8 protein-coding genes are annotated in these 12035 nt (G+C 63.1%); 5 read left to right on the top strand and 3 right to left on the bottom strand.

What is annotated here, in order from left to right; all coding sequences use genetic code 11:
* Nucleotides 1-69: 69 nt before the first annotated feature.
* Complete coding sequence (locus tag LCM4573_RS03085) at nucleotides 70-1062, bottom strand: bile acid:sodium symporter family protein (RefSeq protein WP_071004338.1); 993 nt, start codon at nucleotides 1060-1062, stop codon at nucleotides 70-72.
* Between the two features lie 100 nt (nucleotides 1063-1162).
* Here LCM4573_RS03085 and LCM4573_RS03080 point away from each other — a divergent pair, with 100 nt between their 5' ends.
* Nucleotides 1163-2008 carry a LysR family transcriptional regulator gene (locus LCM4573_RS03080; RefSeq protein ID WP_071004336.1) on the top strand — a complete coding sequence of 282 codons (846 nt, stop codon included), beginning with the start codon at nucleotides 1163-1165 and terminating at the stop codon, nucleotides 2006-2008.
* A 12-nt stretch (nucleotides 2009-2020) separates the two neighbouring features.
* Here the strand turns inward: LCM4573_RS03080 and LCM4573_RS03075 are convergent, their stop codons facing one another.
* Entirely contained in the window at nucleotides 2021-3073 is a 1053-nt protein-coding gene (locus LCM4573_RS03075) for a low specificity L-threonine aldolase (protein WP_071004334.1), read from the bottom strand.
* A 516-nt stretch (nucleotides 3074-3589) separates the two neighbouring features.
* Here LCM4573_RS03075 and gltB point away from each other — a divergent pair.
* From gltB to LCM4573_RS03060, 4 genes are read left to right on the top strand one after another with little or no spacing between them, the layout of a single operon-like run.
* Nucleotides 3590-8281 carry a glutamate synthase large subunit gene (gene gltB, locus LCM4573_RS03070; protein ID WP_071005159.1) on the top strand — a complete coding sequence of 1564 codons (4692 nt, stop codon included), beginning with the start codon at nucleotides 3590-3592 and terminating at the stop codon, nucleotides 8279-8281.
* On the top strand, nucleotides 8278-8442 hold the full coding sequence (locus LCM4573_RS28015) for a hypothetical protein (protein ID WP_157895478.1): 165 nt from the start codon (nucleotides 8278-8280) through the stop codon (nucleotides 8440-8442). The genes gltB and LCM4573_RS28015 overlap by 4 nt, the downstream gene beginning before the upstream one ends.
* Before the next feature lie 12 nt (nucleotides 8443-8454).
* Nucleotides 8455-9909 (top strand): glutamate synthase subunit beta, encoded by a 1455-nt coding sequence (locus tag LCM4573_RS03065; protein WP_071004333.1) that lies wholly within the window; start codon nucleotides 8455-8457, stop codon nucleotides 9907-9909.
* A gap of 35 nt (nucleotides 9910-9944) precedes the next feature.
* Nucleotides 9945-10547: a nucleoside 2-deoxyribosyltransferase gene (locus tag LCM4573_RS03060; protein WP_071004332.1), complete on the top strand. Its 603-nt coding sequence runs from the start codon at nucleotides 9945-9947 to the stop codon at nucleotides 10545-10547.
* A 192-nt stretch (nucleotides 10548-10739) separates the two neighbouring features.
* Here the strand turns inward: LCM4573_RS03060 and LCM4573_RS03055 are convergent, their stop codons facing one another.
* Nucleotides 10740-11990 carry a DUF459 domain-containing protein gene (locus LCM4573_RS03055; protein WP_071004331.1) on the bottom strand — a complete coding sequence of 417 codons (1251 nt, stop codon included), beginning with the start codon at nucleotides 11988-11990 and terminating at the stop codon, nucleotides 10740-10742.
* Nucleotides 11991-12035 lie beyond the last annotated feature (45 nt).

The following is a 12035-nucleotide window of genomic DNA, read 5'->3' as shown; positions in this document are numbered from 1 at the left end:
GGGAGGGGCCTTTTTTTGTTTGCGGACGTCGTTTGACAGCAGCCCTGATCGGGAGGCGCTGAGCGGCGGTCAAGCCGCTGCGGTTGCGCCTTCCGCTTGCCTTTCCTTCAGCCGGTTCGCATATTTCTGGGCGATGACCGCGCAGACCATGAGCTGGATCTGATGGAAGAGCATCAGCGGCAGCACGATGGCGCCGATCGACTGGCCGGCGAAGATGGCGTTGGCCATGGGCACGCCGCTTGCGAGGCTCTTCTTCGAACCGCAGAAGGTGATGGCGATCTCGTCTTCCTTTGAGAAGCCGAGTGCGCGGCTGCCGAACATGGTGAGGAGAAGCACGGCCGCCAGAAGCAGGATGTCGATCGCGATGACGACGCCGATGTCGCGCAACGAGAAGGTATGCCAGAGACCTTCGATGACAGCTTCCGAAAAGGCGAGATAAACGACCATCAGGATCGAGCCGCGGTCGATCGGCGCCATGAGTTTCTTGCGGGCGCGTATCCAGTTGCCGATCCATGGCTGCAGGAGCTGGCCGATGACGAAGGGGGCCAGAAGCTGGATCATGATCTTTTCCAGTGCATCCATCGAGAAGCCGGCTTCGCCCGTGGTGGTCAGCAGAAGGCCAGCAAGCAGCGGCGTCAGGAACATGCCGAACAGGTTGGAACCCGAGGCAGCGCAGACGGCTGCGGGCACGTTGCCGCCTGCCATGGAGGTGAAGGCGATCGAGGACTGGACGGTCGAGGGCAGCACGCAGAGGAAGAGTATGCCCATATAGAGCGGCGGGGGGAGAATATCCGAAGGCACGAAGCCGACGGCGAGCCCGAGCAGCGGGAAGATCGCAAACGTGGTCGCGAGGATCGTCAGATGCAGCCGCCAGTGCAGCACGCCGGCAATCACCACGTCGCGGGAAAGGCGCGCGCCGTGCAGGAAGAAGAGGAGCGCGATGGCGATATCGGTGGCCGTGCCGAAATAGTCCGCCCATACGCCCCGGACAGGCAGAATCGTGGCGAGTAGCACGGTGCAGATCAGCATTACGGTGAAACGGTCGGGCAGAAAGCGGGCCATGGAATTGTTCCTGGGGAGAGTTCCGCGAAACGAAGCTTTCTCTTTTTCTCATCATGAAGCAGGATGCAAACATTAACAGTTATCATGATTGGCGATAACCATGCTGAACCTTTTTCATCTCAACAGCTTCGTCATGCTGCAGCAGACCGGAAGCTTCACGCAGGCGGCGGCAAGGCTTGGTGTCGGTCAGTCGACGGTGAGCCAACACATCCAGCGCCTGGAAAAGGCGCTCGGAAAGCAGCTCATCCACCGCAACACCCATGAGGTGAAGCTGACGACCGAAGGCGAGGCACTGCTCGGCTATGCCCGCAGCATGCTCGAACTCAACGGCAAGGTCGAATCGCTCTTCGGCGAAAGCCGCTTGCGAGGAAGGCTGCGGCTCGGCGTTTCGGAGGATGTGGTGGCGAGCCGGCTGACTTCGATCCTGGAGGACTTCATAAGGCTGCACCCGCTGGTGGATCTCGAGCTTACCGTGGCGCTCTCCGCCGTGCTCTACCAGATGCAGGACGTGGGCGATCTCGACCTGGTGCTGGCCAAGCGGCATATCGGGGAGACCCAGGGCCGGCTGCTTTATCGAGAGCCGCTGGTCTGGCTGGCTCGGGACCCCGATCATATTCTCTCCCGTGGGGATACTTTGCCGCTGATTGCATTCCCGCCGCCAAGCATCACGCGAAAAATCGCGCAGGAGGCGCTGGATCGGGAGAAGATGGCCTGGCGGATCGTCTGCACCTGCGGCAGTCTCAGCGGCCTGACCGCCGCGGCGCGCGCGGGCATGGGCGTACTCGTTCAGCCGCGCAGCATGGCGCCGGCGGGCCTGAAGGAGATACCCGCAGGAAAACTGCCGGTGCTTGAAGATGTCGAATTCGTGCTGGTGCCGAGGCGCGGCGCCGATGCCGCGCTCACGGAGGCGCTTTCGAGCCTCATCGTGGCGCGGATCGTGCCGTAAATCGGAACAGGGTCAGCGGCCGGTCGCCAGTGCGACGAACTGGTCCACATCCTCTTCGGTGGTGGCGAAGCTGGTAACGAGGCGGACCAGCATTTCGTCATCGGCAGCGGGTTCCGGCATGTCACGCGGCTCCAGCCAGTCGTAGAACTTTGCGCCCTTCGCCTCGGCAGCCTTAGCGGCATCCTTCTTGACCACGACGAAAACTTCGTTGGAGGTCGTTTTCCAAGCCTGCCGGGCGCTGTTGGAGCGGTCGAGGCCGGCGCGCAAACGATCGGCCATGGCATTGGCATGGGCCGCAAGCTTCAGCCACAGGCCGTCCTGCAGATAGGCTTCGAACTGGGCCGCGATGAAGCGGCTCTTGGAAAAGAGCTGGGCCGAACGCTTGCGGAGAAAGGCGAAATCCTTTGCAAGCGAGGGATCGAAGAAGACGATCGCTTCCGCGCACCAGCAGCCGTTCTTGGTGCCGCCAAAGGAGAGGATGTCCACGCCGCGCTTCCACGTCATTTCCGCCGGCRTTGCGCCGAGCGCGACCAGCGCATTGCCGAAGCGCGCGCCGTCCATATGCAGCGGCAGGCCGTTGTTCCTGGCGATCTTCGAAATCGCATCGATCTCTTCCAGCGAATAGACGGTGCCGACTTCGGTTGCCTGGGTGAGGGTGACGGCGGCGGCGCGGCCATGGTGGACGGCGTCCTGCGGATAGCGAGCGATGCGCTCCACGAGGTTTTCCGGGTCCATCTTTCCGTGCGGGCCTTCGACCGGGACCATGCGCATGCCGCTGAAGAAATCCGGAGCGCCGCATTCATCCTCGATCACGTGTGCTTCCGAATGACAGAAGGTGACGCCGCCGGGCTTTGCGACACTTGCGAGGGAGAGCGAATTGGCGGCCGTGCCGGTGGCGACGAAATAGACCGAAACTTCACGCTCGAAGAGTTCGTTGAAGCGCTGCTCGATCGACCGGTCGAGCTCGCTGGTGCCGTAGGCTGCGGCGAAGCGGGTGGATTCCTTGTGGAGGCGCTCATTGATGGCCGGATGGGCGCCAGCCCAGTTGTCGGAAGCGAAGAACATCTTGAAACATCACCTTGAAACGTCGGGGGAGGCGATCGTGAAATTAAGCCTTTTGGCGCGGCAATCAATCGTTACCTTTACGGAGAAGGCGTGACCTGTTGCCGTGAGCAATCAAACGGAATCGATCCGAGCTCTCGTGTAATTAAATTTCGTCTGCTTTGCGGGTGAGATAATCTCCTGTCGTTTCGGGCCCGAACTTTTTGAAGAGGCCTCTTGTGAAAGAGCCGAAAGCATGTCATAGATTTTGAGAAATAGGACAGAAGTATTGTCCTATTTTCGAGAATTCGGAGGCTTAGGTTCCAGGCTTTTCCGTGACGCTCGCGCCGATCCGGGTTATGCTGCTCCTATCAAGGCTGCGGTAAACGCTGGAGCGGCGCCATTCGTGCGAACGGGATGGTGGCGGCCTGTCATCCGGAAGAAATAGTTGAGAGCCACTTTGCCCGTTCGAAGAAGCGGCCAACAGGAGGGATGACGATGACGAAGATGATCTCCGAGATGTCCGGCCAGGCGGCCCCGATGTCCGCCGAGACGAAAGCGCCCGTTCCCTCGGCCGGACCCTTCAAAGCCTCCGGCGTTCCGGCGCGCCAAGGCCTTTATGATCCCCGCAACGAGCACGATGCCTGCGGCGTCGGCTTCATTGCCCACATGAAGGGCAAGAAGTCCCACCAGATCGTCAAGGACGGTCTCTTCATCCTCGAAAACCTCACCCATCGCGGCGCGGTGGGCGCGGACCCGCTGATGGGTGACGGCGCGGGCATTCTCGTGCAGATCCCGGACCGCTTCTTCCGCGAGGAGATGGCGAAGCAGGGCGTCACCCTGCCGAAGGCCGGCGAATATGCGGTCGGCCACTTCTTCCTGCCGCGTGATGCCGAACAGATCGAGCACTTCAAGAAGGTGATCGTCGATGTGATCGCGGAAGAGGGGCAGCAGTTCCTCGGTTTCCGCGACGTGCCGGTCGACAACTCCTCGCTCTCCAAGGCGCCGGATATCGCCGCCACCGAGCCCTATCATCTGCAGGTCTTCATCGGCGCGGGCCGCGACGCTGCGACCAATCTCGAGTTCGAGCGCCAGCTCTTCCTCGTCCGCAAGGTGATCTCCAACCGCATCTACGATCAGTTTGGGGGGCAGGAGACCGGCTTCTATCCGGTTTCGCTCTCCTCCTCGACCATCGTCTACAAGGGCATGTTCCTGGCCTATCAGGTCGGCGCCTATTACAAGGACCTGGCGGACCCGCGTTTCGAAAGCGCCGTGGCGCTCGTCCACCAGCGCTTCTCGACCAACACTTTCCCGTCCTGGAAGCTGGCGCATCCCTACCGCATGGTCGCCCATAACGGCGAGATCAACACGCTGCGCGGCAACGTCAACTGGATGGCGGCGCGCCAGGCTTCCGTCTCTTCGCCGCTCTTCGGCGAGGACATTTCCAAGCTCTGGCCGATCTCCTACGAGGGCCAGTCGGATACGGCCTGTTTCGATAACGCGCTCGAATTCCTGGTGCGTGGCGGCTACTCGCTGGCGCACGCCATGATGATGCTGATCCCGGAGGCCTGGGCGGGCAACCAGTCCATGTCGAAGGAGCGCAAGGCCTTTTACGAATATCATGCGGCGCTGATGGAGCCGTGGGACGGCCCGGCAGCCGTCTGCTTCACTGACGGCAAGCAGATCGGCGCTACCCTCGACCGCAACGGTCTGCGTCCGGCCCGCTATATGGTGACCGACGACGACCGCATCATCCTTGCCTCCGAAGCGGGCACGCTGCCGGTGCCGGAGGAGAGCATCGTCAAGAAGTGGCGCCTGCAGCCCGGCAAGATGCTGCTGATCGACATGGAGAAGGGCAGCATCGTCTCCGACGAGGAGGTGAAGACCGAGCTTGCGACCAAGCATCCCTACCGGAACTGGCTCGACCGCACGCAGCTCATTCTGGAAGACCTGAAGCCGGTGGAGCCGCGTGCGCTACGCCGCGATGTGTCGCTGCTCGACCGCCAGCAGGCCTTCGGCTACACCTCGGAAGACACCAAGATCCTGATGTCGCCGATGGCGACGACCGGCCAGGAAGCGATCGGCTCGATGGGCACCGATACGCCCATCTCGGCCATGTCGGCGAAATCGAAGCTGCTCTACACCTATTTCAAGCAGAACTTCGCGCAGGTGACGAACCCGCCGATCGACCCGATCCGCGAAGAACTGGTGATGAGCCTCGTATCGTTCATCGGCCCGCGTCCGAACATCCTCGACCATGAGGGCATGGCACGGGCGAAGCGCATGGAAGTGCGCCAGCCGATCCTGACCAATGGTGATCTCGAGAAGATCCGCTCCATCGGCCACGTGGAAGATCATTTCGACACCAAGACGCTCGACTTCACCTATGATATCGAGCGCGGCGCCGAAGGCATGCCGGAAATGCTCGACCGCCTCTGCGAGCGGGCGGAAGCGGCGGTCAAGGGCGGTTACAACATCATCGTGCTGTCCGACCGCCAGATCGGGCCGGACCGCATCGCGATCCCGGCGCTGCTGGCGACCGCGGCCGTCCACCATCACCTGATCCGCAAGGGTCTCCGCACCTCGGTTGGCCTCGTGGTGGAATCGGGCGAGCCGCGCGAAATCCATCACTTCTGCTGTCTCGCCGGTTTCGGCGCGGAGGCGATCAACCCCTATCTCGCCTTCGATACGCTGACCGACATGCACATGCGCGGCGAATTCCCGAAGGAAGTCGATGCGCAGGAAATCGTCTACCGCTACATCAAGGCGGTCGGTAAGGGCATCCTCAAGGTCATGTCCAAGATGGGCATCTCGACTTACCAGTCCTATTGCGGCGCACAGATCTTCGACGCGATCGGCCTGTCCTCGGACCTGGTGGAGAAGTATTTCTTCGGCACGGCGACCTCGATCGAAGGCATCGGCCTCAAGGAGATCGCCGAAGAAACGGTCGCCCGTCACCATGCCGCCTTCGGCAAGGATCCGGTTCTGGCTTCCACGCTCGATATCGGGGGCGAATACGCCTATCGCATGCGCGGCGAAAGCCATGCCTGGACGCCGGATGCGGTTGCCTCCCTGCAGCATGCCGTGCGCGGCAACAGCCAGGACCGCTACCGCGAGTTCGCCGAGATGGTGAACGAGACGGCGCTTCGGATGAACACGATCCGCGGCCTGTTCAACATCAAGACGGCGGATCAGATCGGCCGCAAGCCGGTTTCCATCGACCAGGTCGAACCGGCGGTCGACATCGTCAAGCGCTTCTCGACCGGCGCCATGTCCTTCGGCTCGATCAGCCGCGAGGCGCATACGACGCTGGCGATCGCCATGAACCGGATCGGCGGCAAGTCGAACACCGGCGAGGGCGGCGAGGAAAGCGACCGCTATATGCCGCTGCCGGACGGTAGCCAGAACCCGGAACGCTCGGCGATCAAGCAGATCGCTTCCGGCCGCTTCGGGGTGACGACCGAATATCTGGTCAATGCGGATATGCTGCAGATCAAGGTTGCGCAGGGCGCCAAGCCCGGCGAGGGCGGCCAGCTACCCGGCCACAAGGTGGATGCGACGGTTGCCAAGACCCGCCACTCGACGCCGGGTGTCGGCCTCATCTCGCCGCCGCCGCATCACGATATCTATTCGATCGAAGACCTGGCGCAGCTGATTTACGACCTGAAGAACGTCAATCCGACCTCGGACATTTCCGTCAAGCTCGTCTCGGAAGTGGGCGTCGGCACGGTTGCCGCGGGTGTCGCCAAGGCGCGCGCCGACCATATCACGGTCGCGGGTTTCGACGGCGGCACGGGCGCTTCGCCGCTCACCTCGCTGAAGCATGCCGGCAGCCCCTGGGAGATCGGCCTTGCCGAAACCCAGCAAACGCTGGTGCTGAACGGGCTTCGCTCGCGCATCGCGCTGCAGGTGGACGGCGGATTGAAGACCGGCCGCGACGTCGTCGTCGGGGCGCTGCTCGGCGCCGACGAATTCGGCTTCGCAACCGCGCCGCTGATCGCCGCCGGCTGCATCATGATGCGGAAGTGCCATCTCAACACCTGTCCGGTGGGCGTCGCAACGCAGGATCCGGTTCTGCGCAAGCGCTTCAAGGGCACGCCGGAGCATGTCATCAACTACTTCTTCTTCGTGGCCGAGGAAGTGCGTGAAATCCTCGCGTCGCTCGGCTTCACCAAGCTCGACGACATCATCGGCATGTCCGAGCTTCTGGAGAAGGACGAGGCGATCGCCCACTGGAAGTCCAAGGGGCTCGACTTCACCAAGATCTTCCACAAGGTGGAGGCTCCCAAGGAGGCGACCTACTGGACCGAGCGGCAGAAGCACCCGATCGACGACATCCTCGACCGCAAGCTGATCGAGAAGTCGCAGCCTGCACTCGAAAGCAAGGAGCCGGTGGTCTTCGAAGTGCYGATCAAGAACGTCGACCGTTCCGCCGGCGCGATGCTTTCCGGTGCGCTTGCCAAGCGCTGGGGCCACAAGGGGCTGAAGGACGACACGATCCACGTGACGCTCACCGGTACGGCAGGCCAGAGCTTCGGCGCCTTCCTCGCGCGCGGCATCACCTTCGATCTCGTCGGCGACGGCAACGACTATGTGGGCAAGGGGCTTTCGGGCGGCCGTATCATCGTGCGTCCGCCGGAGAACTCCAAGCTCGTCGCGGAGAACTCGATCATCGTCGGCAATACCGTGCTTTACGGTGCGATCACCGGCGAGTGCTATTTCCGCGGCGTGGCCGGCGAGCGCTTTGCCGTGCGTAACTCCGGCGCGATCGCCGTCGTCGAGGGCGTGGGCGACCACGGCTGCGAATACATGACGGGCGGCGTCGTCGTGGTGATCGGCGAGACGGGCCGCAACTTCGCGGCCGGCATGTCCGGCGGCGTGGCCTACGTGCTCGACGAGCAGGGCGATTTCGCCAAGCGCTGCAACATGGCGATGGTCGAGCTCGAGCCGGTTCCGGAAGAGGACGACATGCTGGAGAAGCTGCACCATCACGGCGGCGACATCATGCACAAGGGACGCGTGGACGTTTCCGAGGACATGACGCGCCACGACGAGGAACGCCTCTACCAGCTCATCTCGAACCACATGCATTACACGGGCTCGACCCGCGCCAAGGAAATCCTTGATCGCTGGAGCGAGTACCGGCCGAAGTTCCGTAAGGTCATGCCGGTCGAATACCGGCGTGCGCTGGAGGAAATGGAGCGCATGCGGATGGGCATTGCCGCGGAATGAACTGGCCCTTCATGCACCGGCTGATTTCGGTGCTGATCGCGATCGCCGTTCCGGCGGTCGCATCCCAAGTGAACGGCGAAGTCGCAATAGAATTCATCGTACTGGGGGCGGTCATAGGTCTCGCCTACTGGTACTGGGGGCCTACGGGCACCCTGCTTTGAAGAGGTAGAAACATGGGCAAGGTAACGGGTTTCCTGGAAATCGACCGGAGCGTGGCGAAGTATCAGCCGGCTTCCGACCGTATCCGCCATTTCCGCGAATTCACGATCCCGATGTCCGATGCGGAAGTCACCAAGCAGGCGGCGCGCTGCATGGATTGCGGCATTCCCTATTGCCACGGTCCGACCGGCTGTCCGGTGCACAACCAGATTCCGGATTGGAACGATCTCGTCTACAACAACAAGTGGGAGGAGGCGATCCGCAACCTCCACTCCACCAACAACTTCCCGGAATTCACCGGCCGCGTCTGCCCCGCACCCTGCGAGGAGGCCTGCACGCTGAACCTCGAGGATACGCCGGTCGCGATCAAGACCGTGGAGCAGGCGATCGCCGACAAGGCCTATGAACTCGGCTTCATCGCGCCGCAGCCCGCAACCGTTCATACCGGCAAGAAGGTCGCCGTGATCGGTTCCGGTCCGGCGGGCATGGCCGCCGCCCAGCAGCTCGGCCGCGCTGGCCATGAGGTGCATGTCTACGAGCGCGAATCCAAGCCCGGCGGGCTGCTGCGCTATGGCATTCCRGACTTCAAGATGGAGAAGAACTTCATCGACCGGCGCGTCGAACAGATGAAGGGCGAGGGCGTTACCTTCCATACAGGCGTCAACGTGGGCGTCGATATGCCGGTCGAAAAGCTGATCGCAGAGCACGACGCGGTTCTCTATTGCGGCGGTTCGGAAACGCCGCGCCCGGCCGGCATTCCCGGCACGGACCTGCACGGCGTCTACGACGCCATGCCCTATCTGGTGCAGCAGAACCGCCGGATCGGCCGCGAGAACATCGACAGCGTCGCCTGGGCGGCCGAGCCGATTCTTGCCGGCGCCAAGCATGTCGTCGTCGTCGGCGGCGGCGATACGGCATCCGACTGCGTGGGCACCGCCTTCCGCCAGGGCGCGGTCAAGGTGACGCAGCTCGACATCCGCCCGCAGCCGCCGGAAAAGGAAGACAAGCTCGCCGTCTGGCCGTTCTGGGCCACCAAGATGCGGACCTCCTCCAGCCAGGCCGAGGGCGCCATCCGCGAGTTCCAGGTGGCGACCCTCGAGTTCATCGGGGAAGACGGGCACCTGACTGGCGTGCGCTGCTGCGAGGTGGACGAGCGCCGCAAGCCGATCGCCGGCACGGAGTTCATCATCAAGGCCGATCTCGCCTTCATCGCGATCGGCTTCTCCGGCCCCCTGACGGACGGTGTGCTCAACGAACTCGAAGGCAAGCTGACGCTCAACGTCGATCGCCGCGGCTCGACCAACGTGGTCGCCAACGATCGCGACTACAAGACCTCGATCGACAAGTTCTGGACGGCGGGCGACGTGCGCCGCGGCCAGTCGCTGGTGGTCTGGGCTATCCGCGAGGGCCGTCAGGCGGCCCGCGCCATCGATGAGGCCCTGATGGGCAGTTCGGTCCTGCCGCGTTGAGTGGCGGAGCTGTTCGAGCGGAAGACGGTCGCCCGATGAGCTTGAAACTCTACCTCGCAGGGCCGGAAGTCTTCCTTCCGAACGCCCGGCAGATTCTCGATGCAAAGGCAGCCTTGGCGCGGACTTATGGCTTCCAGCCGATCTGCCCCGGCGACATTTCCATCGAGCCGGCGCCGACGCGCCATGGATTTGGCTTAAAGATCAGCGCCGTGGACGAGGGCATGATGAATGCCGCGGACGGCATCATCGCCAATCTCACACCGTTCCGCGGCATCGCGGCTGATGTCGGCACGGCCTTCGAGCTCGGCTATATGTGCGCACAGAGCAAGCTGGTCGCGGCCTATACCAATGTCGAAGAGAACCATTTTGCGCGCACTGCCGGTTTTTATGGCGGAGACGTTCGCGAGAGCGAAGACGGCCGGCGCCGCGGGCCGGATGGAATGTCGCTCGAAGACTTCGACATGATCGACAACTTGATGCTTCACGGCGGCATCGAGCGGCGTGGCGGCCATATTGCGATTCATGCCGCCCGGCCGGACGCGCTCTATACCGATCTCACAGCCTTCGAGGAATGCCTCAGATGGTATGCGAAGAGGCAGCGGGGGGATACGGCGCGAGTGGTGGAAGCTCTGGGTTGATGTGCGAACCTGCCCGCGGCCAGAAATCATCTTGAAATTGCCCCTCACCCTAACCCTCTCCCCGCTCGCGGGGRGAGGGGACGTGCCATGCGAGATATTGTAAGGCTGGAGAGGTGCGGCATATCCCTTCTCCCCGCATGCGGGGAGAAGGTGGCGGCAGCCGGATGAGGGGCGAAGCGAGACTTCCGACAACTACCGCGTCGTCGCGGCGGGTATCCGATAATCATCCACGCGCCCGGAAGGGGCAGGGGGCAGCTCGCCTCGCTTGACCAGCAGTTCGCGAGGCGACTGTACGAGGCTGACGGGCAGCTGGCCGGCGCCGAGCAGATCGGTGCCGCCGTCGAGCTCGGGATCGGCAAGGCTGATCGGCTGGGTGGGTACGGCATTGGCGGCCGGGGGGAGCGTCGCCAGCGCCGGAAGGTTGCTTCCATCCAGCTTCACGAGGTCGGGATCGGTCATTTCGCCAAGATGGCGGCGCGCGAGCTTTTCGACGTAGAAGGCGAGCTTGCGCTTGCCGGCGGTGGTGAAAGTAATGCCATCGCCGCCGCGCAGGCGGGCCTGCTGGCCGTTCATGTCCGAGCCGGTGAGGATGAACTTGCCCTCCTCATCCACGAARCCATCCCAGATATCGACGAACTCGCCGCCGGCCTTTTCCACCTGGTCGCGGTAGATGCCGTTCAGCGTCACCGCATCGGCCATCATGGAAGGCGACTGGAAGGAAGGCAGGCCAACCCAGAGCAAGGGCAGCTTTCGCGCTGTGGCTATGGCAGCAAGCCGGCTGACCCGCTGCTCGTATTCCTTGAACCAGGCATCGGTGCGGAATTTTTCCGAAATCGAGCCGATCTGCATCTGCTGGCGGTCGTTGGCACCGATCATGACGACGACGATGGCCGGATCGACCTCTCCGATCAGCTTCGGCAAGGCCGGCGGCCAGTCGTAATGGTCTTCGCGCACGAGGCCTGAGGAGCCGTTGGTGCGGTTTTCCACCGCAACGCTGGGAGACGTTTCGAAGGCGGTCTCCAGTTCGTCCGCGAGCCCGCCGGCCAGAAAGTCGCCGACCACCAATATCTTGCGGGCATTTTCCAGCTTGGGAATGAGCGCGGGCTTGGGCGGCGCGGCCGGCCGTTGGGGACGAGGCGTGGCGGCGCGTATGCTGCTGCGATCACGCTGGCGGCGGGGCGCCGTCTCGATAACCGAACGGTCACGGCGATTGTAGCGCGGCCGCCGCTCATATCGTTCGTATCCCTCATACCGCTCATAGCGGTCGTACCGATCGTATCGCTCCTGGCGGGGACGGATGCCGAACAGCATTTCCAGAAGGTTGCGGCGTTCCTGCGCGGCCGCGGGCGGCGCATAGGGCGGTACGGCCACGACAAGGGCGAGCAGGATCGCGACCAGCCGGCCCCAAACAGGTTTTATATCCGTCCGCCTCGATACCGTCATGGTTCAGCCGTTCGCTCTCGTCCCCCGGCAGATCGCTCTCATAGG

It is taken from the genome of Rhizobium sp. LCM 4573, from assembly GCF_001854865.1.
Taxonomy (GTDB): Bacteria; Pseudomonadota; Alphaproteobacteria; order Rhizobiales; family Rhizobiaceae; genus Neorhizobium.
This window is presented reverse-complemented; position numbering and strand designations above follow the sequence as displayed.